Origin of the sequence: Quyinboa ferrireducens (genome assembly GCF_042436675.1) — a bacterium.
Taxonomy (GTDB): domain Bacteria; phylum Bacteroidota; class Bacteroidia; order Bacteroidales; family UBA5342; genus JBHJHP01.
The window spans coordinates 134279-160472 of record NZ_JBHMVA010000006.1 but is presented as its reverse complement, the minus strand read 5'-3'; the positions used below and the strand labels follow the sequence as shown (position 1 = coordinate 160472).

25 protein-coding genes are annotated in these 26194 nt (G+C 35.7%); 3 read left to right on the top strand and 22 right to left on the bottom strand.

Features of this window, described 5'->3' with window-relative positions; all coding sequences use genetic code 11:
- Positions 1 to 139: 139 nt before the first annotated feature.
- The 17 genes from ACE01N_RS11100 to ACE01N_RS11020 all read right to left on the bottom strand — a co-directional run bounded on the left by ACE01N_RS11100 (position 140) and on the right by ACE01N_RS11020 (position 16369).
- Positions 140 to 1102, bottom strand: coding sequence for an SDR family NAD(P)-dependent oxidoreductase (locus ACE01N_RS11100; RefSeq protein ID WP_380588546.1), 963 nt, complete (start codon positions 1100 to 1102; stop codon positions 140 to 142).
- 78 nt (positions 1103 to 1180) lie between these two features.
- On the bottom strand, positions 1181 to 1756 hold the full coding sequence (locus ACE01N_RS11095) for a Crp/Fnr family transcriptional regulator (protein WP_380588543.1): 576 nt from the start codon (positions 1754 to 1756) through the stop codon (positions 1181 to 1183).
- Between the two features lie 237 nt (positions 1757 to 1993).
- A complete protein-coding gene (locus tag ACE01N_RS11090; RefSeq protein ID WP_380588540.1) occupies positions 1994 to 2509 on the bottom strand; it encodes a DUF4405 domain-containing protein in 516 nt (171 codons plus the stop codon).
- Positions 2510 to 2520: 11 nt separating this feature from the next.
- Positions 2521 to 2751 (bottom strand): 4Fe-4S binding protein, encoded by a 231-nt coding sequence (locus ACE01N_RS11085; RefSeq protein ID WP_380588538.1) that lies wholly within the window; start codon positions 2749 to 2751, stop codon positions 2521 to 2523.
- 58 nt (positions 2752 to 2809) lie between these two features.
- Entirely contained in the window at positions 2810 to 3397 is a 588-nt protein-coding gene (locus tag ACE01N_RS11080) for a Crp/Fnr family transcriptional regulator (protein ID WP_380588536.1), read from the bottom strand.
- A gap of 8 nt (positions 3398 to 3405) precedes the next feature.
- Positions 3406 to 3999 (bottom strand): magnetosome magnetite crystal formation protein family, encoded by a 594-nt coding sequence (locus tag ACE01N_RS11075; RefSeq protein ID WP_380588533.1) that lies wholly within the window; start codon positions 3997 to 3999, stop codon positions 3406 to 3408.
- Positions 4000 to 4103: 104 nt separating this feature from the next.
- Positions 4104 to 5108, bottom strand: a complete 1005-nt coding sequence (locus ACE01N_RS11070; RefSeq protein WP_380588530.1) for a BtrH N-terminal domain-containing protein — start codon at positions 5106 to 5108, stop codon at positions 4104 to 4106.
- Between the two features lie 21 nt (positions 5109 to 5129).
- Entirely contained in the window at positions 5130 to 5993 is an 864-nt protein-coding gene (locus ACE01N_RS11065) for a CPBP family glutamic-type intramembrane protease (RefSeq protein ID WP_380588527.1), read from the bottom strand.
- 240 nt (positions 5994 to 6233) lie between these two features.
- Positions 6234 to 7532 (bottom strand): alpha/beta hydrolase-fold protein, encoded by a 1299-nt coding sequence (locus ACE01N_RS11060; protein WP_380588524.1) that lies wholly within the window; start codon positions 7530 to 7532, stop codon positions 6234 to 6236.
- 144 nt (positions 7533 to 7676) lie between these two features.
- Positions 7677 to 8366 (bottom strand): DUF1349 domain-containing protein, encoded by a 690-nt coding sequence (locus tag ACE01N_RS11055; RefSeq protein ID WP_380588521.1) that lies wholly within the window; start codon positions 8364 to 8366, stop codon positions 7677 to 7679.
- A 182-nt stretch (positions 8367 to 8548) separates the two neighbouring features.
- A complete protein-coding gene (locus ACE01N_RS11050; protein WP_380588508.1) occupies positions 8549 to 9934 on the bottom strand; it encodes a pectate lyase family protein in 1386 nt (461 codons plus the stop codon).
- A 68-nt stretch (positions 9935 to 10002) separates the two neighbouring features.
- On the bottom strand, positions 10003 to 10833 hold the full coding sequence (locus ACE01N_RS11045; RefSeq protein WP_380588498.1) for a hypothetical protein: 831 nt from the start codon (positions 10831 to 10833) through the stop codon (positions 10003 to 10005).
- 159 nt (positions 10834 to 10992) lie between these two features.
- A complete protein-coding gene (locus ACE01N_RS11040) occupies positions 10993 to 11913 on the bottom strand; it encodes an NAD(P)-dependent alcohol dehydrogenase (RefSeq protein WP_380588495.1) in 921 nt (306 codons plus the stop codon).
- A gap of 101 nt (positions 11914 to 12014) precedes the next feature.
- A complete protein-coding gene (locus ACE01N_RS11035) occupies positions 12015 to 12755 on the bottom strand; it encodes a hypothetical protein (RefSeq protein WP_380588492.1) in 741 nt (246 codons plus the stop codon).
- A 159-nt stretch (positions 12756 to 12914) separates the two neighbouring features.
- The gene (locus tag ACE01N_RS11030) at positions 12915 to 14048 is read right to left on the bottom strand and encodes a transglutaminase domain-containing protein (protein WP_380588489.1); all 1134 of its coding nucleotides are present in this window, start codon (positions 14046 to 14048) and stop codon (positions 12915 to 12917) included.
- Between the two features lie 81 nt (positions 14049 to 14129).
- Positions 14130 to 15101 carry an HNH endonuclease gene (locus ACE01N_RS11025; RefSeq protein ID WP_380588486.1) on the bottom strand — a complete coding sequence of 324 codons (972 nt, stop codon included), beginning with the start codon at positions 15099 to 15101 and terminating at the stop codon, positions 14130 to 14132.
- A 161-nt stretch (positions 15102 to 15262) separates the two neighbouring features.
- Positions 15263 to 16369, bottom strand: a complete 1107-nt coding sequence (locus tag ACE01N_RS11020) for a restriction endonuclease PLD domain-containing protein (RefSeq protein WP_380588483.1) — start codon at positions 16367 to 16369, stop codon at positions 15263 to 15265.
- 459 nt (positions 16370 to 16828) lie between these two features.
- Between ACE01N_RS11020 and rpoN the strand changes: the two genes are divergently transcribed.
- Both rpoN and ACE01N_RS11010 read left to right on the top strand, forming a co-directional pair.
- Positions 16829 to 18274: an RNA polymerase factor sigma-54 gene (gene rpoN, locus ACE01N_RS11015; RefSeq protein ID WP_380588480.1), complete on the top strand. Its 1446-nt coding sequence runs from the start codon at positions 16829 to 16831 to the stop codon at positions 18272 to 18274.
- Complete coding sequence (locus ACE01N_RS11010; protein WP_380588477.1) at positions 18274 to 18885, top strand: hypothetical protein; 612 nt, start codon at positions 18274 to 18276, stop codon at positions 18883 to 18885. The genes rpoN and ACE01N_RS11010 overlap by 1 nt, the downstream gene beginning before the upstream one ends.
- Positions 18886 to 19103: 218 nt before the next feature.
- Here the strand turns inward: ACE01N_RS11010 and ACE01N_RS11005 are convergent, their stop codons facing one another.
- A complete protein-coding gene (locus tag ACE01N_RS11005) occupies positions 19104 to 19799 on the bottom strand; it encodes a response regulator transcription factor (RefSeq protein WP_375730091.1) in 696 nt (231 codons plus the stop codon).
- 265 nt (positions 19800 to 20064) lie between these two features.
- Here ACE01N_RS11005 and tyrS point away from each other — a divergent pair, with 265 nt between their 5' ends.
- A complete protein-coding gene (tyrS, locus tag ACE01N_RS11000) occupies positions 20065 to 21357 on the top strand; it encodes a tyrosine--tRNA ligase (RefSeq protein WP_380588473.1) in 1293 nt (430 codons plus the stop codon).
- A 215-nt stretch (positions 21358 to 21572) separates the two neighbouring features.
- On the opposite strand, the gene ACE01N_RS10995 is transcribed toward tyrS, so the two are convergent.
- The 4 genes from ACE01N_RS10995 to ACE01N_RS10980 all read right to left on the bottom strand — a co-directional run bounded on the left by ACE01N_RS10995 (position 21573) and on the right by ACE01N_RS10980 (position 25978).
- Positions 21573 to 22442, bottom strand: a complete 870-nt coding sequence (locus ACE01N_RS10995; RefSeq protein ID WP_380588470.1) for a VIT1/CCC1 transporter family protein — start codon at positions 22440 to 22442, stop codon at positions 21573 to 21575.
- Positions 22443 to 22490: 48 nt separating this feature from the next.
- Positions 22491 to 24989, bottom strand: coding sequence for a TonB-dependent receptor (locus ACE01N_RS10990; protein WP_380588467.1), 2499 nt, complete (start codon positions 24987 to 24989; stop codon positions 22491 to 22493).
- Between the two features lie 142 nt (positions 24990 to 25131).
- Positions 25132 to 25353, bottom strand: coding sequence for a DUF2795 domain-containing protein (locus tag ACE01N_RS10985; protein WP_375719610.1), 222 nt, complete (start codon positions 25351 to 25353; stop codon positions 25132 to 25134).
- 67 nt (positions 25354 to 25420) lie between these two features.
- On the bottom strand, positions 25421 to 25978 hold the full coding sequence (locus tag ACE01N_RS10980; protein WP_380588464.1) for a cob(I)yrinic acid a,c-diamide adenosyltransferase: 558 nt from the start codon (positions 25976 to 25978) through the stop codon (positions 25421 to 25423).
- Between the last annotated feature and the right edge of the window lie 216 nt (positions 25979 to 26194).

The window sequence follows — 26194 nt, the reverse complement described above, 5'->3', positions numbered from 1 at the left end:
TTATTAATCCAAACTGACCTTAATACGGAACACTACTTTGTTTTTGGTGAGTGAACTCCGGACCGCCTTTATAGGCGGTTACTAAACGTGACTCGCAATCTTCCGGTACGTTTTGGTTTGAGCGGAGCAGACTATTTGCTTACAAATAGGAATGGCTATTGTTTTTACTCCATTGAAGAGAATTTTCTAATGCATCTTCCAGGCTGGTATTCCTGACTTTCGGGTACATTTTCTTTAATTTACTGTCATCAAGTATGATACTATTCTCAAACTGATAAAAATTTTCTTTCAGTTCTTTTAATTCGGGAATAAATAAACCCAGGATGTTCAGCATTAGCTTAGGAGCTGTTTTAACATGATCCGGGTTGCCTTGAATTTCGCTGATTTTTTTACTAAACGTTTTCATGCTGTCAACCGTAATCCCTCCATAATTAATCAGGAAGAATTCCTGCAATGTATCTTCCTGCGAAAGCAGATAGAAATATCTGGCCACATCCGGCGTATAGGCAAACTGGTGTGGAATATCGGCGTTTATCATCCATTTTACAGGTTTATTATTTACCGCTTCATTAAAAATGGGTTTTATCAGACCATTTGTAACATTGGGGCCAAAAAAATCAGGTAATCTGATAATAACTACTTTGCATTCTTTTTTATCTGCGGCTGCCTGTAAGCGATTTACCAGATTCAATCTGATTTTCCCCTTTTTAGTACCTGGTTGTGGAACCATGTTTTCTGTAATAGGCGTGCCGATGTTCCCAAAGGCATAGTTATTTTCTGGAAATAAAATGGTTGACCTGTTTTGTCCGGCGGATGCAATAACATTTGAGATGATCCTTTCCATCTGTGTTTCCCACATCTGGTAAGGGGTGTTTATCCCGCAAAAAATAAAATTCTTATTGGATGCAGCTTTCTTAAGCTCCTCACGATTGGTTACATCACCAACTATAATCTCAATCAGAGGATTGTTTCCAAACAATGCTTTTGCTTTTTCTTCATTTCTTACAAATACGGAGGTTCTTATACCATTTGCAATTAATTCATTGGTAAATGCGTAACCTATACCACCTGTTGCTCCTAATACTAAATAACTTTTGTCCATCTGTTTATTGTTTTAAATTATCAATGGATCAAAATTACAGCAAGTGATAATGGTAAGTGATTGACCTGGATCAAGAAATTATTTTGTTGCTATTTTTTTTCGAATCCTGCTCAAAGTTTCTGGTTTAACGTTAAGGTAGGAGGCTATCAGATATTGAGGAACCCTTTGAACCAGGTCCGATCTTTTTGATATTAACTTTAAATACCGCGTTTCCGCATCATCAATCATCATCGATTTTGCCTTTTCCTGGGTATTGATGAAAAGGCCTTCTGCCATAATTCTACCTACTTTTTCAAAGTCAGGATTATTCCCATACTCAGAATTTAACTGATCAAACGGTAATACCAGCAAATCGGTATCTTCAATACACTTTACATTTTTTACAGCCGGCGTATTGGTTAAATAACTGAAATAGTCTGTTATGAATTCATAATCCAAAGAAAACTCATCGATTACCTGTTCGCCATCCTTGTTGTAATAGCAAAGCATGCAGCCTTTAATAATTAACCCCAGCTCTTTTTTTAATTGTCCCTCTTTTATAAAATATTCTCCTTTCTTCAGGTGAACCCTTCTGAACTTATTAATAAAGTCTTCCAGTTCGCTATCCGATAATGGCAATATCTGCTTTAGATGTAATAATAAGTCTTGGTTCATCTTTAATTCTATTCTTTTGTCAAACGACAATTTTCGGTGGCATCTGTGTTTTTCTACTACCGGATACCAGAGCTGTTTTAGCTTACACTCTTACATACAACATATTTTTTATCCTTAAATGTTCATTATGGGTGATATAAATTAGGTACAAGGGGTGGGTTTGCAGAGGTTGGTACTGCTTACCTGGACAGAAGCTAATGCGGAACTAAGCCCCGCAGGCCACTGAAACCATCTGTTTTATGACCGTGCGTTGTGTGTCGTTTTTTTATTCATTTTTTCTATTGTAGCTAAGAACCATTTCAATCGTTTCATAATATGCAGCGTAAAGTATACTGAAAGAATAATTGCAATTTTATCATGAATCTCGATGAAAGCTTTGCGATTCAATTCACTTCCTTCCAATAAATCTATAATCCATGGAATAAATCCGGTAATTGCAACAACAACAAAAATTACCGTTAATGTAAACACTTGCTTATTTTTAGTTACCAATCTTTTTGCAATTACTGTTTTATACCATTTCCAATGCCTTGAAATATGAAAAACAGCCAAAACAGAAAGCATAATAATTGAGATCTTATGAATCACCGACCATGAAGAATAATCCAGTCCTAATGAATATTTATTTGCTATGTCATTACCATGATTACCGATATGATATTGCACTTGAATTAAAAGTCCTGAAAACACTGTTGTGAATCCCCCAAAAAGTAATCCAAGGTTTATAATGAGCCTGATATGATGTTTTTTCATCTGAATCACTTTTAGGACAGTTTAAAAATGGCACTTGCGGTACATATATTAATGCATTTCATACAACCAATGCATTCAGAACGGTTAACAAATTTAACGTGTTTATGCCATGGCAGATTAATACGGCTAATCACATTTTTGGAACATATATTTATGCATTTCCAGCATGCGTTACACTTCCGTGTATTAAGACCTAAAAATGAAGTAGATTTCGATTCTGTTTTGAAGAAGTTTTGTCTCATATTTTTTGAGCAAAGTTCTTCAATGGTTTTCCATTCAACGATAACAATTGTTAATTAATCATTTTGGTTTTCTGTTTCTAATCCGGCTAAGCGAAATGGATGTTATCCCTAAATATGATGCGATATAATGTTGTGGTATTCGTTTAATTATTTCCGGGTGATTATTAATGAGATCCTGATATCGCTCTGTGGGTGTATCCTTTATCCTTGAAAGGAAAAGCTGTCCATAATTTCTGAATCGTTGAAAAATGAAATCCTGAAATCCGGTTTTAAATGCAGGGTAGATATTTAATAATTTTTCAAAGTCTGCTTTGCCAATTGTGTGAATAGTAGTTGGTTCAATACTTTCAATTGTAAAAAGGCTGGGTTCCCGATTCATAAAGCTGTCAATTGATGCAACTGGTTGTCCTTCAAAAAAGAACTGGAATGTTATATCTTTCCCGTCTTTATTGAACCACTCACGTAAACAACCTTTTTTAATAAAATAAATATTGTTTGAAATCTCTCCCTCGTTCAACAGAACAGTTTTCGATGCAACTTCATTTTCTATAAACAAATCATGAAACTGTTTCCAGTTATCCTCATTTTGCTTAATTGTATGTATCAACTTATCTATCATTTTTTCTGAAAGTATTTCTAAGTTCATCCCCAAATTTATATTTTCATAAATCTTATTTTGGGAAAATACTTCACGTTTTTATCGTTATATATCCTTACCGAGTTAATTAAAATTAATATGAAGTTATAAACGTATAATAAAACCAAGCATGCAATTGCTAATAAATCGGAAAAATCAACCATTCCACTGTGGAAAAACAGACCTTTAATTAAAAGAGTAAAAAAGAATAATAAGAAGGGTAGTGCAATTAAGTTCCAGGTAATTTGGTAATTAACAAGTGAACTGCCAATCTTATTGATATCTTTAATTTTATCCTTTTTAGCAGTTAACATGATAAATGGAATTAATACTCCAAGAATCGGAAATAATATAAAACTGAGTGAAGAAAGATTTAGAAAAATTAAATATCCTCGATTCTCCTTAATCGTCCAATCAATCAGTTCATCGGGAGATGCTCCTAAGGATGTTGCTATTTTTTTCAAAGAATCACCTCGTGGTTCAGTTTCTCCGTTTTCAATTCTTTGAATGGTTCTTAAGCTAAGTCCTGTCTCTTCCGATAATTCTTCTTGCGATAATCCTTTACGGATTCTTAATCCTTTAATTCTTTTTGATAGTTCTAGATTTTTCATTGCTTTTGATTTTTAAAATTCGTTTCAAATCTAGATTTTACATTAAGCCACTCTAGCGTCATTATTATGTCATTTTTACGTCATGTCTGTCAAGACATTGATTATCAGATTAAATACTTTCCATTTGACAAATTTTTTTTTAACGTTTCCATTGTAATTCTTTCTTTTTCGGATAATTCAATTAATATATCAGAGGCTTGATTTACGTAAATAATATTTTTTGTATCTCCAATTTTCTCAAATAAATCTGCTACCTGTTTCCATAAAATTGCTATTTCCTCATAGTTTTCGCTAGCTTCTTTTAACTCTTTTGATTCCAAAATCATTGAACTTTCCTTAAGGAAATCGCGATACATATTCCTGAAAAGAGAACCGCCTGTCCCTCCTCGTTCCATTAACGAGGCAGACGTTTTGAAATCCTTTTCACTATTCTCACTATCCTTAAACCACTTTTTGATTTCTGAACTTGTTTTGAGAATTCCTTTATAGCCTATATTTTGTATTGGCGGATTCAGAAAATCAGTTGCATTGTTAAGAATGGCCCTTTTTATTACCTTTTTCAAATCGGGCAGTTCTCCATTTTTTGTAATTGTATAGGAGCGATTTCTTGATGACATCGGACCTCTTTCATTGCGTGCTAATTTTAAATTTTCTAAAGTCGTACGGGCATCTCTTCCTTGTTGATTCGTGTCGTTTAGGTAAGCTAATTTGTCATCATAGCCGTAGATAGATGCGTAATGCCCGGCGAAATGAATTTTATTAGTGAAGTAATCCAGGTGATAACAGTCAAGTTTAAGCCCAACCGCTTTCCCAGTGTCTAAATGGCATTTCACATTATCCCAGGCTTTTTTTATAGAAGAAGTTTCTTTTACATCAAGGTGCAGATTTAAATTTCTGCAGATATTCTCTGTTAAGACATCTGGCTTTATTCTTCCTCCTATAAACGGGAAGTCCATAATTTTCATATTCCAGAAAATGTACCCCAATCCTTCTCCGATTCCAAAGAGCATCGGCTCAGAGAGTTCAATCCCAAGCTGGTAGAGCAGACTTCCGGTTGCTGTAGTTTCGCAATGCTGTCCGTTAAAGGTTTTAAAATTTTGAATAATCATAATTCCAACTGTATGTTCGTATTAAATTGTAGCTGATGGTTTTGTAGATCCGCTATTGTGGACTGTGCCATTTTTCATCAGGTAAATAATACTTAATCCAACGAGAATACCCGAAATAATCAGCAATTCATAAGAGCCCAAATAAATATTGAACCTATCCGGTTCGCTTACTCTTAAATGATCCGACACATACTGATGCGCACTTCCAAACATTACCGCCATCCACCCAAAATGGAGAGCCCAGGAATAACCAATATGTCCGGTTTGAATTATCAGGTTGTTTCTAATAATTCCAACGAAGAATAAGGTAATCAGGGTTGCAACCTGGATAATTCCCCGATCATTAAACAACCACTTATAGAAGACAAAATGAATTACAGAAAATAATAATGCTAAAATCACCGATGCGATAATCGGTTTTAGTTTCCACTTCTGGACGAGTAATATCAGAGGCATTGCTCCAAGAATGATTTCCTCATTCAGAACATAAAATACACCATGATAATAACTTTTCCAATTAGTGAATTTAATTAATATTTCCTCCTTATCAGCGATATATTTCATTATCAGGTATGTTACGACTGTTAAAATAATAGCAGCAACAAGTGATTTAAGAATTATTATTGGTTTCATTTTAAGGCCTGTCTGTCCAAGAAAATCATTGCCCCAAATAAAGAAGCTAAAGGTCAAAATGGCTATTGTACCAATTGATGAGTGCCACCAGCCCCCAAAATAATTGTAGGATAAAAATACATACGATAATCCGAGTAAAGCAAAGAGTGTAAATTTCTTTGATAATCGAATTACTTTGGAGAAGGGATTCATTTCGATCATATTCCGGGAATCATTTGTTTGTAAAGTGTTGTCTGAATGTAGGATCTTCATTATTAATCATGGAACAAAAGAAGTTTGTTTTTTCTATAAATGGTATGTTTTTTCAAATTAATCACTTTGTAGGTTGTTATGTGGTATTGCCTATAATGGTAAATTGTGGTTTCGGATTGTATTGCATTTTCCTGCATCGCCTTTGCCAATCTATGGCGGAGCGAGGTCAAACCTTTACACAATGAGCGTGATACAAGCCTTGATATTTAAAAAATTACCTGCCAATACTTATACAAAATCTCAATTATTACTTTTTACTTTAAGTCTTTCGATTCTTTTCTTGTAGAAATCATTACCACTTAATTTAAAAGCTTTAGTTGCATATTTGATTGCATTATCAAAGTCGCCTTGTGCTTCATAATAATCAGCCATAGAATCATAAGCATTTGCACTTTCAGGATAATATTCAGTGGCAAGTTCAAAGTACATTTTCGCTTTTTCAGGTTGTTGCATGTCCATATTCATATAACCTGACATGTTTAAAAGTTCTTCCGGATAAGGCGGTTCAGGATAACCAAAATGTTCCTTGAGCTTCTTTTCTCTGTGTTTTATGATGCGAAAAAGCTCTTCTTTTGGTGTGTCAAATGAATTTATTTTATCAGTATTTTCCATTTGATACCATTCAAAAAGTGAAATTAAACCGTCCATGATAGACGGAAAAGGAATTGTACCATGTATATCTCGGGGGTAAAATTTCCATTCAAACGACAATCCGTTTTTAGCATTTTGCTTAACCAATTTTGAAAAGGCAATATTTGAACGGGCGAACAATGTGAAATCTGTTGTATCCTGCATTACATTGTCTATCGTTATTTGCGGGTTCTGCATGTGCAATTGTCCGCTTAATGACATAAATAAAGCTTTGTTTTCATATTTCCTGTTAGGAATTATTTCCCGCGCTTCGTTCAATAGTTTTTGGTCATCCCAATCCAGGCTGGGGTCAATGGCTAAATAATTCGCGAATAAATTGGGTTGATTAATTAATGTGGATATAGTGAACAAACCTCCATAGGAATGACCAATTAGTGTTCTGTAATTGGTAACCGGATATTTGTTTTCTATAAAGGGAATAAGTTCTGTTGCGATAAATTTTCTAAAGTTATTAGCTTCTCCATTTTTTTCATTAAAAGGCATCCCGTATTTAGTAGTTATAGATGACGTGGTTAGGTCTCTTAATCTGTTTTTATCATTCGAGATACCGACCAATACCATTTCAGGCGTAAAACCACCGCTGTAATAATTTTGCACATCATTTACCGTAGGAAGAAAAACTTCTCCATCCAAAATATAGGCTACAGGGTATTTTTGATTTTTCTCAGGGGTATAACTTGCAGGCAGTTGCACATAAATCTTTCTTGTCTCGTTTAGTATTTTGGAATAGAGGCTATCTAAAACGCCTACTTTCTGTAAAAACTGTTGGTTTTGATTTTCCTGAGCTTTTACAAATTGCTGAAAGAAAATAATGAGTCCTATTGTCAATACTAGTTTTAATCCTTTAATCATTTTATTGTCCTTGATCATTCTTATTTTGTTTCTCATAACTAAAATTAGCGGTTTTGCGGTATGAAATGGGGAGAACGGGGCGCGTTACTATCTGACGTTACAAAAAGTTGATGCGTGGCAGAATGCTCGAATAACCACCTTACCCCAACTGTTTTATGACCTCATATTAGCAACTTGAATTTAGTAATATGTTCTCATTTTTTTCAATGTATCTTTCGAATAATAAATATCTGAGAATTCAGCTGTAAATTTTTCACCTTTGGAACAATGAGCGGCAAATCCAATCATTAGTTTTTTAGTATCACATTTTAAACTAAAATGCCTGATAAGTTCCCATTTTATTTTATCAGTTGAATAATGAAAGGAAAATTCGTCACCTTTTTTCGCAATCAAAAAATAGACATAATCCTCTGAAATCTTTACAGAGTTACAATCATCTGAAAGGTTTCTTGTAACAACAGACACAACAGTTGTTTCTTTATTTACAGAATTTTCGAAACAGAGTTTTGCCCATAAATTATCATCCTGATATACTACCAATGATGCCACATCATATACTTCTTTTAATTTTGCAGTTATTTTCGCACTTATTATGAAGTTACTATCAGGTTTAAACAATACCATAGGTGCATTTTTTACGGAATAATTGCCGTTTGGGCTATTAAAAAGATTGGTTTTTCCAGTTGATGTTATTTCGATGATTGAGTCTCCTTTAATTTTTAAATCCAAAGGATTATTAAACACTTTTAAGTTATATGGGATTGTTTTTACTATAAGTGGATCTTTCCCCTGGGCGTTGATATTTATACAGACAAATAGTCCAATCAATAAGTAGATTGAGGGTTTAATTAAATTGCTTTTATTTTTCATTGTTTTTAATTTAGCATGGGGCTTAATCATTCTTGTTGCTAACGGTTGGCGGTACAAAATCTTTGCGCACTTAAATGCGTTTCGGTATCAAACCGCTATGCTGTTTATTAAATGTTATTTCGTTCAAATATAGCACTATCCACGCAATGTTTTATGACCGCTTGTTGTGCCGTCGTGCGTTTTTACTTTAGACTATTTAAATAAATTTCTAACATAGTATATCCATCTGAAGATATGCTATTTCTATCATCAGGATTTTTTTTATCAAGATTATTTTTATCCTCCCAATTATCAGGCATACCATCATGGTCAGAATCTTTTGGAGCAGGGATACTATTAAGTTTTGGCCATCCCCCAACGTCACTCTCTGAGTCAATGATCCCACAAATGACGGTTGTATCGGCTACCTGGAGTTCTTTTTTATAGGTTGAACCTTCATAAGTAGCAAAGCCACCCTGAACTTCCTTTATAATGCGTGTATCTATGATATCTCTTTTGGGTAATTTTGCTCCGGCATTCTCAAGTACAAGTTTATAAGCTTCTTCTGCTTTTTGTTGATTAATTGGCATTGATGGCCATGGCTCTTCAAGTTTGATTTTTTCGAAAGATAGTTCAGTTTGCACTCCTCCATTCCAATTATCAGTTGAAACTTCTTTGTTGCCCTCAACTGTATTTTCGGCAATATACCATTTACCGTAATCATCATTACCATCACCTCTGAATGACGGATTTGCAATTCTGTACATTACCTCTCCTGGTTTTGTAGCTGGGCCTGGTTTATAATAGTTAGCCACAATATTTAAGTTTGTAAAATTGAATTTATCATTTCCGCTTTGAAATTTTTCACCACCATAAAGACTTTGATAGCCCCAATTGTAAATTACATTATTTCTGTAATCTGTATTTCCACATCCTGAAGCCATACGTGGATTACGACTTGAATGATGAGCTAATAAATTATGATGATATGTTCCGTAATTACTTCCCCATATTCCACCAAATCCGTGAGAACCTTTGACATGATTGGAATGGCTCAAGCTTTCAGAAACTATACACCATTGCACTGTTATACTATCACAATGATAAATAGACATACACTCATCTACACTCCAACTTGCAGATATATGGTCTAAAATAATATGTTTACAATATCTACTCGACATTGCATCATAATCGTTGCCTGATTCATCCCCTAATCTTACCCGTAAATATCGTATTATCACATTATCTGCTCCAATATTTAGCGGGTGTCTCCGTATGCAAATACCATCTCCGGGTGCAGATTGACCAGCTATTGTAATAAAAGGGTGTCTGATAGTCAAAGCGCTTTCAAGTATAATAGTTCCTGATACTCTAAAAACAACCGTTCGAGGTTCCGAAGCTTCAATTGCAGCTCTCAGGCTACCTTCTCCACTATCATTCAGGTTAGTGACTTCATAAACTACTCCACCTCGTCCGCCTTTTGTATATTTCCCATATCCCTCGGCAGACGGGAATGCCAATTGCTGAGACCATGAATTAATTAAGGTCGTTATTAGAATTAGTCCTGTTAATATTGTTCTTTTCATTGCATTAGTTTAAATAATTGCAGAATGTTTCTCCGTGTGCAACACTATAGGAACCCCCGCAATGCAATTTACAAATTGTTGGCAGCAGTTTTTTTCTGTTCATCAATATATTTTATTATTCCTTTTAGGTCATTAAAATCATTAACACTAAAACTGTCTAACCATAGATTAATCTTCAGTCCTGTAGTCATTTCGTACTCTAATCTGACAAATCCATATTCTTCAGAAAAGTAACTTTTTAATTTTGATATCCCAATTTCTGATTTTGCAGTGCTTTCAACCACGAAACATTCTAATTCTCCTATACCAGTCTTTATGTTAGTCTTTTTAGAAATTTTATAATCATAGAATAATAACAACTTCTTTCTCCAAACGCCCCACAGCTCATTAGACCATTGGCCTCCAATTTTCATTTTATCTTTCCATTCTTTACCAATTTCGATAGGTAATTGAATATATGGAAAAGGACAAGTTTCTAAAGACATAAAAATACCACTTCGGGGAGGATGAATCCAGACATTGTTTTTATTTTCAACAACTCCGGTTCCACTCATAAATGATAAATCAGGAGTATACATATACTTAATCTCTGTCTGATTTTTATTCGTTTTTTCAGATTTTTCAATTTTTGGAATTATGAGATGTATTTTTGAATTATTCGTGTCCTTGCTTTTATTAACAAGTATAAACTTGTTGTCTGGAAGTCCTTCAATATAACTCAACTTATATACCGAATCATTTTTAATGATCTCATAATCATATATAAATGCTTTTCCGGTCTTGAATATTTTATTGTTGCTGTCAATATTTTTCTTTTCAATATTAAGGGTTTTGAATCCTTGTGAAAAGCATACTTGTCCAGTAAGGAGGAATATTAAAAACAGTTTTTGTTTCATCATTTACGTCTATTAAAATTGTTGCCAACGTTCCCGCGATATGGTGTCATGCAGTTGACTGTTCCACGAAGTGGAGGTAGTCAAGCCGAAAGTGACGGCATACACAGGTTTAAACAAAACCGCATGCGCTATGGCCGCGCTCTTGTGCGTTCGTTAGTTATTTCATAGTGTTATTATTACATTTCCTTTTTTATGTCCTTTGTCAACATATCTATGTGCTTCAACTATTTGCTCAATTGGGTATGTACAATCAATAACAGGTTTTATTTTATTTGTTTCTGCCATGTCTTTAAGAATCATTAAACTCTCTTTACAAACTGCATTAGTTCCAGGACTACCGTCATCAACAGAAATAAATTTGCCATTTATTTTCAATGCTCTTTTATATTCTATTCCAGAACTTTTTTTTCTTCCTACTGCATCAAAAATCAAATCATATTTTTCATTCTCAAGTTTGAAGTCTTTGCTTGTATAATCAATTGCGGAATCTGCTCCTAATCCTGTTATAAGTTCTAAATTTCTGCTACTGCATACGCCGTCAACTATGGCTCCATATGTTTTTGCTATTTGTATAGCAAGAGTTCCGATTGCACCTGATGCTCCATAGATTAAAATATTTTGTCCTTTTTGAATTTTTGCCTTTTGTAAAAAATAAAGAGCTAATGTCCCTCCATAAGGAATTGCTGCGCTTTCTTCAAATGAGAGATTTTCCGGCATTGTTATCACTGCTGCTGATTCGGGAAGAGAAATGTATTCTGCATAACTTCCAAATTTCATAAAGCTATGAGCAAATATTTTTTCTCCAATTTTGAATTCCGTTACTTTATCACCAACATTCTCAACAATTCCGGATAAAACAAGTCCAGGTATTGATTTTCTTGGTTTTGTAAATCCTAAAGCTAACAGAGCCGGAATTTTCTTAAATAAGGGTAAATTTAGTCTCCGAACAATGCAATCGCTTGCAGTTACAGATGTCGCAATTATCTTAATCAGAATTTCATTATTCTTCGGAGTCGGTTTTTCGATATCCCTAAGTTCTAGTACTTCCGGTTCTCCATATCTTGTGCAGACCACTGCTTTCATTTTCAAGTATCTCTTTTAATGTCTTGTTGCTATGTTTTATGTATTCACGTCTTATTGTGCTGACTTTTAACTTGTTGCTAACGGTAAATTGTATGAAGTTTTTAAATATTATCTGATTTCGTAAAAAATTCAATTACTTCTTTGTCATTTGACATCAGGTTTTCAATGTATTCGTCCATTTCCTTTGAAGACATAATTGGTGAATTTAACTGTAATGAACGTAGGGTTCCGTCTTGTTGTGGTGCAATTAGAACTATTCGCCCAATTCTTAAATCAAACAGTCTCATATTAACTATTGCATAGTTATTTCTATCTGCTGTTATAAAAGAAATAAAATCTATTTCGTTGAATTTAGTTTTAACAAAACCTTGTCCGACATAATGAGGATGGTTTCTGGATGTAATACTAACATCAGTGTGTGAATATCCTTTCAAATCAACACTATCTGTCAAAACTGCAATTGTAAAAAAAACTTCGTTTGCTTTGTTGTTTATAAATTCTTTGTTTACTGCATTTTTGTTGACATACAATGAATGATATATTACTTTCTTTCCCTTCAATTCAAATCCTTCCCAGTTTCCCGAATTCCCTAATCCATTGAAAGTGCTGTCAATTAAATCATATTCCGGGACAGGAAAAACGCCACTTATTATTGGTTTTCCCCACAATTCAAAATCTGAAGTATCAGATTCCCAGTTTTTCGAACTCCATTTTGTTGAATCATTTCTATTTTCATTATGGATTTTTTCTTTTTCAGGATTCCATTTAAATTCAATCTCTTTTTCTTGTACTTTACAGCCAAAAGTAAGAACTAAAAAAATGTAAGTTATTATTCTATTCATGTTGTTTTTTAAATTAGACAACGGTTTTGCCGTGCGAAACACTTGGTAGAACGGGCCGCGTTACTATCTGCTGTTACAAAGAGTTGATGCGTAGTAGAATGTTAGAATAACCACCTTACCCCAACTGTTTTGTGACCGCATGTTATGCACTGGCAATTATTAATATCCATAAGAATAAAACATAAATATCCTCAATGGTTTCCATTTTTTCAAATATCTATTTACGAAATTTTTCTCCTTTTCTAAATCAGAAATTAAATCAGGCATTCTATCTCGTGCTTCTGTTATCAAGTTATTAAGCTCACTATTTGAAGAAAATAATCCGTAAAAAATTTCATTTGATACATAAATTCCTTTGTTGGCATTGTCAATCAATTCCTTTACTTGAGAATCTTCCAATTTTGGATTTCGAAACTGTCTATTTTTATGATTGATATACAAATTGTAATTGTCAATACCGTAATTTAAAGTATCGATGGCTAAATTGTATTTTCTATTTGTAATTTGAAGAATATTTTCATCAATTTGCTTTTGAATCAGATTGTTCCTAACTCCATTTTTAACTATCCGTTTATTTGAATTTTCCAGTTGTACCAATTCATTTTGACCTTCAAATTGTTGTATTGAATCTTCAAATGCATAAAATCCATTTGTGTCTAGTTTTGAAAAGTCCTTGGATATAAAGTCGTTGTTATTAATCGGATTGTCTATAAACTGCCAAATTGGGTCAAAAGGCATATGATCTTTAATAAAATCTTTCGGTGATTTTAAAAAGTAGTCGTCTCTGAATTTATGGATATACTTACCTTTAAGTTCGTATCCAGCGGCCCAGGTTACATCAATCAGGAAGTAAATAGAATCAATTTTTATCCCATTCCACGCATGACTTAAATCTGCGATCTCACCAAAAACATCTCGTGTATAACCATTAATCAAGTAACTCTTTAATCCAACCGAATTGCTCATTGCGAGAAAAAGCTCTGAGTAATGCTGACAAACACCTTTTCTATTATTAAGAACTTCGTCCATGATTTCCTGGTCAGAATCATAGCGTGTGCCTGAATTAATTTGAGTCAGGTCATATGTGATATTATGAGCAATCCAAATATATATTGCTCGTGCCTTTTCCATATCTGTTTTTAAATCATTAGTTAGATAATCTGCAATTGCTTTGCAATCAGTTAACGAATCAGGAACAGTTTTTGAATTCTTATCAATCGTTGAAAAATCAGTTTGACTAAATCCAAGTGCAGATATTATCAAAAATCCTGAAAGTAAAATCTCTTTTATCATCTATAATTTAATATTTTACAGTTCGCCCTGCTTGCGCATAACGATAACCTGCACCAACACCGCAATGCAATATATAAAATGTTAGCGTTTCGTGTTTTTATTTATTATTTGTCTCTCTCTTTTTATTGTGTAGGTAGCTACTTTATCAGTTATTTTTTCCTTAGATGATAAATCAAGATAACCATAGTTTTTCATCCCATCGTGATTGTTATTTAAATCAAATTGCATTGGATAAATAAATGGAACTGCCTGAAGACTAACACCTATTTTTTCTTTTATACTGTAAGGAATGCATGTTTGAAATGCAAAATTATTATAGGACATAAAGAATATTGAATGTGGAATATTTTTTGGGCAGCAATCTTTTCTCTCTAAGATTGCGCATGCGATCTCCTTTGTTTGGATGTTAAAGGGATACATTGAAAATACCATGAATGGTTTTATGTTAGATTGGATTTCTAAATCCATTAACCATTCTAAAGTTCCTTGATAAATATCTAATTTTTCCTCTGGGATTATACTTAGGACAATTTTAATTAAACAACGATAAATATATTCCGGAATGAAGGAAGGAATTTTAATTTTAATTTCAAGGCTGTCTTTTTGGGATTCATGAATAATTGAATCTGGGACATTTGATAAAAAGATCTTCTCTTGAGTATTAGTTATCTCTGGCTGATTTTTTAGTTTGTACTTTGAAATCTTATTTTTCTTTGACTTAGTCCCTGAAAAAATATTGTGAGGCAACATAAAATTAGCGAATTCGTTTTCAAAAATATTGAAGTATTTTTTATTACATGAATCACATTCAAATTTTGAAATCAAACTTTTATTGCCAATAAACTCGGGAATAGTATGCGACTCTGATTTAAATGTAACTTCTGGGAAGGATTTGCCACAAAATCTACATTTATTAGGATTCGAATCACTTAAATACATTTTAGCATCATTATTCTTGAATCTTCTAGAAACCAAAAAGTCATAGTCTTTTGTTATTTCTGAAATATCTTTTAATGTATTTTCATTTATTGGGTAATCAGAAATAATTTTCATAATGTCCTGTTTTTGTGTAGGATTTTAACATAACTGCTAACGGTCTTGGCTATGGGCAGTGGCGGATTGCGTGCGACTTTCCGTCGGGACGACACGAAAGTCAGTGCGGGAGTCCGACGCTCGAAACACGAGCCTCACCTGTCATTGCCTATGAGCCATTGTTAGCGGCTGCCATTGTTATTAATTCTTACTACAATTTCAATTATAAATCTAGCAAAATCAGGAGATAGTTTTAATTTATCTTTGCCAAAATTAAGTGCACCTAAAGTTTTTCCTCCAACAGCCGTTATTGGGGCATTAGGATTAACTGATAGATATTTATCTTTTAATGGATTTATATGAAGATGATGTTTCCACCAATCTGTACCAAAATTTTGTGTAAGATTTTCTCCTCGAACATACCAAGGCCATCTTTCAAGCCAATCTTCATTTTCAATTTCTTCATCTGTAACATATTCTGGGAATGATAGTACTCTATAAACAGAAATGATTTTAGATGTTCCAACTCCATATGAAATTAAAATATCATTTGGTTTTACACCATTTGGTCTTTGTTTTGAAAAGTGAAGTCTTGTTTCTAATTCATTAAATAAGGTTCCTTCTACTATCGGACTATCGGAAACTCCAATAGGCTTTAACCAATATTCGATTGTATTATCCAATTCATTGGTCCAAATAGAAGAATTAAGAGAATCTGTAAGATTTAATTCAATCTCACGTTCTTCTTTTTTAGGATGTTTCGCTAAATAATCATTAGCTTTTTCTTGCATAGATAATATATCTTTCGATGATAGATTTTCATATTCTATACTATTCATAATTGAATTTTCAACTTCTGATATTTTATCTTTATCTGTAATTTCAATTCCCCATTCGTGATTTCGAACTAAACCACTTTCTGTGAAATTTGCAGATGTAATAATTGCAGAAATGTATTTGTTATTTTTCTTAAATATGTAAATCTTTCCGTGTAATTTATTATTAAGAGAAATTTGATATTTTATTTTTTCTGATTTTATCTCAGGATGGTCAATCAAAGATATTAATGAACTAATTTTTCTAATTTGGTCGAATGATTTAGGTTTTAAAGTTGTTATCAAATGAATTTTAGTAATTACAGATAAAGAAATTTCCTCTAAAAAATCTGAAAAATCAGTCATTAAGAAAGGACTCACCAAAATCACATTATCGCAATTATTAAATAACTCTTTTAATCTTGTCGAATGGTTATTTTCGGTTGTTAGGTTGTTAATTAGTTTATAGTTCATTTGTCTTTAATTTGGTTGCTGCTAACAGATGTGTATATTTCACATATATATACTTTTTTTATATCGATTGATATTAAAGTTATTCATTATTAGTTATTTAATTGTGTTTTTGCTTGTTGTGAACGATTGATATTTGCCAGGCATTACTTTCAACAATTTTATGCTCAGAGCCTTTCTGTTAGGAAAAGGAACTTTTTCAGTTTGAAATATAAAATTAATGAAAATATTAAAACGATTACATTTATTATGAATTACATCGATGATTAGGTTAAATATAATGCACTGGTTTATATCATGAAAAATCTTAGTCGGCATTTGGAAAATTTGTCCTCTGTATTCGGAGAAATACATTTAAGCCAGCCTTTATTCAAAGAGTTTTTAAACATTTTATTGTTTTTAGTCTGTTCTTTTATTCCGGTTGATTCAATTTTGTTAAATTTGGTTTGTTAACTCTTAGAGATGCAAAAATTAACGTTACAACAAAAGCTTCAGCAAAAATTATCACCGCTGCAAATTCAGGTGATAAAACTTCTTGAGGTGCCGGCTATGGAGCTGGAGCAGCGTATAAAGAAGGAACTGGAAGAAAATCCGGTGCTGGAGGAGGGAAAAGACGAGGACCTTTCGGTGAAGGAAGAGGATCCGTATGAGGAGAGTGGCGTTGATGACGACTTCTCTTTGGATGAATACATTAACCAGGATGATATTCCCGCGTATAAATTGCGGTCAAGGAATTATTCCAAAGACGATAAGAAGACGGAGATTCCGTTTTCAGTAGGGAAATCATTTCATGAATTTCTGCTGAATCAGCTGGGTGAGATTGACCTCAGCGAAGAGGATCATCAACTGGCTGAATACGTCATTGGTAACATTGATGAAGACGGATATATTCGGCGCGATGTGGAGGCCATGTCAGACGATCTGGCATTTATCATGAACCTGGATGTTCAGGATGCCCATCTGTTGAAGATTCTCAAGAGGATTCAGAAATTCGATCCTCCGGGAGTTGCAGCCAGGGATTTGAGGGAATGCCTGATACTGCAAATTCGCCGCAAGGATCGGTCACGGGATGTGATTTTGCGTGCCGAGGAGATTGTGGATGAGCATTTTGATGCCTTTACTAAAAAGCATTATGAAAAGATTCTCAAGAAAACCGGATGGACACAGGAGCAGTTTAAGGAAGCACTGGACGAGATTCAGAAGCTGAATCCAAAACCGGGCAGCTCCTACAGCAACCAGCAGGTTAAATCGGTTCAGCAAATTGTACCCGATTTTATACTTGATCTGAAAGATGACGAACTGGTTTTATCTTTAAATAACAGAAACGTTCCTGATTTAAAGGTGAGTCAGACGTATGCCGATATGCTTGAAACCTATGCATCATCCAAAGGCAAGCAGTCGCGCGAACAGAAAGATGCCGTGTTATTTGTAAAACAGAAACTGGATTCTGCCAAGTGGTTTATCGAAGCCATAAAACAGCGTCATAATACGCTGATGACCACCATGCAGGCCATTGTTGATCTGCAGCACGATTACTTTGCCGATGGCGATGAAACCAGGCTGAAACCCATGCATCTTAAGGATATTGCAGCCGTTACCGGCTACGATATATCAACCATTTCAAGGGTTAGTAACAGCAAATACATTCAGACGCATTTTGGGATTTTTCCCGTTAAATATTTCTTTTCTGATGCGATGCAAACGGATTCGGGGGAGGAAGTTTCTACCAAAGAGATAAAGACAATTTTAAGTGAAGCGATAGAGGCGGAGAATAAACGCAGACCTTTGACCGACGATAAGCTGGCTCAGCTGCTGAACGATAAAGGTTACCACATTGCCCGCAGAACAGTTGCTAAATACAGGGAACAACTGGGGGTACCGGTGGCCCGTTTAAGGAAGGAATTATAATGAAGGAGAAGTTAGCTAAGACCCTGTCCGTTTTGTTTCACCCGCTTTTTATGCCGACGTTTGGGTTGATACTGTTATTTAGTTTTGATAACCTGTACGGTTTTTTTCCGCCGGTTTACAAATGGTTTAATATTCTGGTTATTGTTGTATTTACCTTACTGATCCCCTTGATCTCATTCTGGATCCTGATGAAAACCGGCCAGATCTCTGATATTAACATCCGTGATAAAAATGAACGGCTTGTTCCGATGATCCTGACATTTCTGTCGTATACAGCTGCTTATATATTGCTGCTACGGTTTAAAGTGCCGCAGATTGTAACCCGGTTTGTACTGGGAGGTGTGCTAACCCTGTTGATTTCCGGAAGCATTACACCATTCTGGAAAATCAGTGCACACATGACCGGAATTGGTGGTTTTGCCGGTGCTGTTTTTATGTTTGCCCTGGTACTGAATCAGAATTTGTCGCCAATGGTCAGCTTTATCATTCTGATGGGAGGGAGCCTTGGATGGGCCCGGATGCAACTTAAAGCGCACACCCTGATGCAGGTTACGGCCGGATTCTGGCTTGGATTTCTTACAATGATAGCCGTATTCTGGAGTATTACATAAACCCCAAAATGTCAATAAACATTTTTGAACTTTGTGCTGGCGTTGAAGATTAAGTAATTACAATATTTTCGAATTTTAAGTAGCCTTTTCGAAATTATCCCAAATCCCATTAGGAATTATAGCCTTCCGTCAGCTGACGGAGAGGTTTGGAGGGGTAAAAAAAGAGCTACCCATAAAGAATAGCCCTTGTCCGTATTGTAATGGTTAAATGGTTTGTTTTATTGCTCTACGAACCGGTAACCCACGCCTTTAATGGTTTTGATGAAGTCATCACCGATTTTTTCACGCAATTTTCTAATGTGCACGTCAATAGTACGATCGCCGACAACAATTTTGTTGCCCCATACCGTACGGTAAATTTCTTCTCTTGTAAATACTTTTTCCGGTTTTGATGCAAGCAGCATTAACAATTCGAACTCTTTCTTAGGAAGAATAAGTTCTTCTCCATCGTGTATAACAAGATATCTTTCGCGGTCAATAATCAGATCGCCAATTTCAAGTTTTGTAGCGGTTGTTCCACCTGCTTCTGAATGATGATGACGTTTTAATAAAGCAGATACTTTGCTTTTAAGCACTTTAGGTTTAATTGGTTTGGTGATGTAATCATCTGCACCTGCTTCATAACCTGCAACCTGTGAATAATCTTCTCCACGGGCAGTGAAAAATACAACAATCGTGTCATCCAGTTCCGGTGTTTTCCTCAATTCCTCACATGTTTCAATACCATCCATCTCCGGCATCATCACGTCAAGAATAATTAATTGCGGATGTTCACGTTTTGCAATTTCAACTGCCTCTAATCCATTTCCGGCAGCAAAGATCTGATATCCCTCCTTAATTAAGTTGTATTTTAAGAATTCCAGGATATCTGGTTCGTCATCTACAATCAGGACTTTAAAGTTTGTTTCACTCATGGCCTATGTATTTTGGGGCTAAATTTATATAATTTTTTTTATATCTGTTAATTTTTTATTAAATATTTTGAACTTTCTTAGTAAATATGGGGAATTCTACCCATATGGTATGTTTATTTTAGTTCATATTTACATTATAATCTCTAATAATAGTTAATTAATCTTTGAATGATTTTAATTATAGATTAGCCGTGATTATGTAAATTTTTCTTGTGCGCCTGTTATTCAAATTTGCTTATTATCTTTGTGGCTCAAATTAAGAATTATGAATTTTATTGAAGAGTTGAAATGGCGTGGCATGTTGCATGACATGATGCCAGGAACAGACGATCAGTTAAACAAGGAGATGACGACAGCATACATCGGTTTTGACCCGACAGCTGATTCTCTGCATGTGGGAAGTTTTGCACAAATCATGCTGTTGAAACGCTTTCAGCTGGCGGGACACAAGCCTGTGGCACTTGTGGGTGGAGCAACCGGAATGATCGGTGATCCGTCAGGAAAAAGCCAGGAACGAAACCTTCTGAATGAGGAAACCCTTCAGAAAAATCTGGATGGAATTAAGAAGCAGTTGATGAAGTTTATCGACTTTGATTCGGATGAACCGAACGCTGCATTGATGGTGAATAATTACGACTGGATGAAGGAATTCAGCTTCCTGGATTTTATCCGCGATATCGGAAAACATATCACCGTGAACTACATGATGGCCAAAGACAGTGTTAAGAAAAGACTGGGAGAAGAGTCAAAATCGGGCATGTCTTTTACGGAATTTACCTATCAACTGGTGCAGGGGTTTGATTTTCTGTGGCTTAACGAAAATATGAACTGCAAATTGCAGATGGGTGGTTCGGATCAATGGGGTAATATTACTACCGGTACTGAGCTGATCCGGAGAAAAACCGGAAACGAAGCCTTCGCATTGACTATTCCGTTGGTGACAAAGGCCGACGGAGGTAAATTCGGCAAAACTGAATCAGGCAATGTTTGGCTCGATCCCGACAGGACAACACCCTATGAGTTCTATCAGTTCTGGCTGAATACTTCGGACGAGGATGCTGAAAAATACATTAAGATATTTACGCTTTTAGGCAAGGATGAGATCGATGCATTAATAGCTGAACAAAGGGAAGCACCACATTTAAGGGTATTGCAAAAACGTTTGGCTCAGGAGATTACCGTTATGGTTCATTCCGAAGATGACTACAACATGGCCGTGGAGGCGTCGCAGATTCTGTTTGGAAAAGGAACGACCGATTCATTAAAGAAACTGAATGAGAAGACTTTCCTGTCAATTTTTGATGGCGTGCCTACTTTTGAGGTGGACAAAGCATTGTTTGATAACGGAGTAGCTATTCCTGAACTGTTGGTTGAAAAGGCATCTGTCTTTGCATCAAAGGGAGAATTGAGGCGTCTGGTACAGGGAGGAGGTGCGAGCATTAACAAAGAGAAGATAACGGATAGTGAATTAGTGGTCAATGCTAATTCTCTGTTAAATGATAAATATTTGTTAATTCAAAAAGGGAAGAAAAATTATTTTATTCTCATCGCAAAATAGAAACATCAATATAAAAAGGCTGTTCAAAAAGACAAACAAAAATATTTTGAACTTGTAAATTGTAAGCAATCTTTATTTTACCCTCCAAACCTCTTCGTCAGCTGACGGGAGGCTTTAAGTCCCCTTCAGGGGATTTAGGGGTAATTTTGTAAGAACTACTTACAATCCCGTAAGGAAAGATAATTCTGATATCACTTTTTGGACAGCCTTTTCTTTTATGCATCTACACCAAAGAAAATTCTTAGTATATAACCGATCAGAAAGCTCAGGGCGCCCACCCCGAAACAGATCCCGATCATCTCAAGGAACCTCCGTTTAAAATTTACTTCTTTAACTATGGAGATGTAATAGTTGAAGGCAGCGACAATAAGTACTGCAGCAATGAATGTTTGTGCCAGTGAAAAGTAAATATCGCTGAAAACAAGGAAAGGGCTTACAAGAGCAATCACCGTAAATATGTAAGCTATACCGGTATAAATTGACGCTTTACCGGCATGCTTATCAGTTTCTTCCGATTTGGTGGATAAATATTCTGATGCAGCCATTGAAAGTGCTGCGGCAATTCCGGTAACGGCCCCGGTCAGTGCAATAAGTTTTGGATCCCGCAACGCAAGGGTTAAGCCGGCCAAAACACCAGTCAGTTCCACCAGGGCATCATTCAGCCCAAGAACGATGGAGCCCATATACTTAAGATGCTCCTCATCGATCATATCGATAAGGGCCTTTTCATGAATGTTTTCTTCTTTTTGAATGGTTGCAGCTTCGGGAATGTTGTCAATGGTGGAATATGAATCCTGTGCATTCTCTTCACCGCGTTCCATCAGCTTGATGGCAAATGTGATACCGAACAGTTTGAAGATCCAATAGAACAGCTTCACCTTAAACATGTTTGGAGTAGCCTGCTTTTTCAGATACTTTCCCCATATGATGGCATGTCGTTGCTCATCTTCTGCAATCTGCGATAAAACCTGGCTGTTTCCCTGGCTTTTGGTATGCGCAGCCAGTTTCTTATAAATCAGATATTCAGTAAGTTCATTGCGCTGAAAGGAATGGATAATACCTTCCTGTTCCCGGGTTAGTTCCATTGCTACAAATTTTATGTAAATAAAACTATTTTTTCCCGGATTTCATTATTAAAATGAATTATCCATATCCATGCCGTTACCATTTTCCTGTTGCTGATTCTGTTTTCTGTCAGGCATAAAATTATTCAGCTTGTAGGACAGCTGTAACTGAACAATAGGTGATTGCATATCCCATGTTCTTTCACTTTTGAAGTTACTGCCTGAAGAGCGCATATGGAATTTAGCCGTATTCAGCACGTCGTTAACAGATAAAGTAACGCTGAGTTTTCGTTTCATCAGATCCTGACGTACAGCAATATTGGTAAAGGCAAAACCGTCGCGTTCACCCTGAGCTGAAACAGAAGGGCTGCGGTACATGATATCCATCTGAACTCTGTTGTTTTTGAAAGGCTTAAATGTGTTACTCATACGCATACCCCAGTTTTGGCTTTCCCTTGTAACTGGTATCCCTTCAATATTGGTTTCAATTTTGTAGTTGAACAGGCTACCGTTCAGGTTCAGGCTATACCATTTAGCAACGTCATAATTCAGCATTCCTTCTACACCAAGAGCAAAGTCCTTGCCTGAATTTTCTGTTTTCATCAGGATGATGTTCGTGGCAGTATCCATGGTTACAGGATTAACATAAACACTTTGAATCCGGTCGATCCTGTTTTCTGTCATCCTGTAAAATCCTTCCAGCGAAAAGAATCCTTTCTTGAATGTTTTCTGGAAGCCCAGCTCATAAGAATCAATATATTCGGGTTGAATATTCGGGTTCCCCTGGCGGACATTATAAGCGTTCATCCATGTTTCAAACGGTTCAAGATACCAGCTTCTCGGACGTTCAATACGTTTGGAGTAACTGGCCATAAGCTGAAAGTCTGCCGGTAGTGAATATGAAAAATGGATACTCGGGAAAAGATCAAGTCTGTTAATGGTGAAGCTTGAATCTGTGGGTAATCTTGAAGCATTCTTAAAGTTGAAGTCCATGGAACGGTCGGTATATTCTCCGCGAAGTCCGGCTTTATATCCCAATCTTCCGAATTCACCTCCCAGGGTAACATATAAGGAATGGATTTGCCTGAAAAATTCTGACGTTTTATAGTTGGGAGACGATGGGGTCGGATCATAAGAATAGTTAGCCTGTGTATAATCTACACGATCGTACCATTCATTTTGCTTGTCATAACGCCACTGATATCCGGCTTCGATGCTGAACCTGGTTGAAACCGGAAGGGTGTAGTCCGTTTTGAATCGCATTTCGGTTCCATCTCCAACTTCCCAGGATTTAAGTCCGTTTAAAAAGTTGGCACCTACCTGTTCGTTAATATTTTCTTCATCTGATTTTTGATACTGATAGAAAAAGGTGGATATGAGTTTGTGACCATCACCTTTAAATTTCTTGTCATAAGTTAAATCACCACTCACATATTTCCCGTTTCCCTTGTTCAGACTTGTGCTCGTGGATCTTTCATAGTTAAATAAAGAGTCGTGTACTGTTTCCCATGTTTCGTAATCCACGTCATTTGTAAACTTACGTTGGTTAATTCCACCGTTCAGGTTAAAAGCCAGCGATGATGTTGTATCGGGTGAAAGTGTAAAACCGGTTTTAAGATTGTTGGAAGAGAAGCCACGTCCACCATCACCAATCTGTGTGTTAAAGAAGGTGGTATCGTCTTTATAGGTCTCTGTAAGTCCTTCGAAATGCCCCTTGCGTTTGCGGTCAGAACGGCTGCCACCAACATAAAAGCTGTATTTCTCGCGTTGAAAATTCAGCAAAAAGTCGCCGCCTACACTTCCGATGGAATTAGCATCAAGATTCACAATACCGTTCAAACCTTTTAATCTGGTCTTTTTGGTTATGATGTTAATAATACCTGCTGTTCCGTCCGGGTCATATTTTACCGATGGGTTAGTGATGATCTCAATATTTTCAATCTGGCTGGCAGGAACCTGTTCCAGTGCATCGGTAGCTTCGAATGGTGTTGGTTTTCCGTCAATCAGAACCGTAAAGTTTGAGCTTCCACGTAAGGTTACATTGCCTTCCACATCAACCGTAATGGAAGGTGTGTTCGCAAGGATGTCTACTGCTGAACCACCGGCAGATGTAAGATACTGGCTTGGGTTCACTATTTTTTTATCTATTTTGTATTGAATAGCCTTCTTCTCCGCTACAACATCCACACTTTCAAGATTCGAAACCGATGGGGTGAGTTTGATCACGCCGGCATTAAACCTGCGTGAATTCGGGGAGATCACAAAATTTTCGATGCGGGTTTCATTGAATCCAATGAATTTAACTTCGATGTAATATTCGCCGGGATCCAGATTTTTGATGGAAAAATTACCATTGGCATCCGTAATACCACCGGTTATTAGTTCGCCGTTCTTATTGTAAATTGCCACATTAGCATATTCGATGGGCTGGTTATTGGATTCATCTACAATTTTTCCGGTTAAGACACCCGCTGTCTCCACCTCTGTCATTTCCGGTGCGGGTTGTGAGTAGGTTTTCAGCTGAAGACCTGACATGGTGATCAGCAAAAGCAACAATTTATAACGCATATTGATTCTTATTCAGTTTCACACTTGACAACCATAAAACAATGGTTATTCCATTAATGTTACAATTTTTAAGTTTTTTGGGAAATTTTTACAATTTGGCCAGGAAAAGGAGGTGTAAAAAAAGCCGCATTAGCGGCTCATCTTAATATTCATCTTCATTAAAGAAAAAATCATCTTTGCTCGGATAGTCGGGCCATATATCTTCGATACTCTCGTATATTTCACCTTCATCTTCGATTTCCTGCAGGTTTTCAATAACCTCAAGTGGTGCACCCGAACGCATGGCGAAATCGATAAGTTCGTCTTTAGTAGCCGGCCATGGAGCATCTTCAAGTTTCGAAGCTAATTCTAGAGTCCAGTACATAATAGTTGGTTTAGCTAGTTAAATCCTGTTTATATTTTGCGCAAAAGTAAAATAAAATTCCATATAATCAAGAGGGGATCCAAGATAATTCGTCAAAATTATGATCCTGTGATAATTTTCTTCCTAATACAAACAAATAGTCAGAAACTCTATTGAAAAATATGGTGATGTGTTCGTCGATTTCGTCAATTTCTGACAGTCTGACAATAGCTCTCTCACATCTTCTCGTTACGGTTCTTGCAATGTGGCATGCACTGATTTGCGGATCACCGCCCGGGATAATAAAATGATTCAGAGGAGGCAGTAAATTATCAAGACGATCAATTTCATCTTCTATACTTTCAATATCTTCTTCAGTGATGATGGTCGCATCTTTTAAAGGAAATACCGATTGATCTGTGGCAAGGTTTCCTGCAGCAGAAAAAAACTTTTTCTGGATAAAAATAATGAAATCGTGGTCCTGTGCATCCATCGGATACGAACGAATCATTCCCAAATGACAGTTCAGTTCATCAATGGTGCCATAAGCTTCCAGCCTAATATCACCTTTTGAAACCCGTGTGCCTCCAATAAGCGAAGTCTTTCCTGAATCACCGGTTTTTGTATATATGTTACTTTTCTTCATTAATACTTTTTATGCTAAACCTGATTTTAGCCAAAATGTTCCCGAAGGTACAGAATTCTCAGATTATGAAGTAATTTTTTCAGGTGAATTATACTGATTCGTGGCATCTTTTTTGCTTCAGTTTGTAACTGAAATACATACTTCATTATTGTAATAACTTATGACCGCCTCAACAAAACAATATCTCAGGAATTACCTGATGTTTTTTGTTATGAC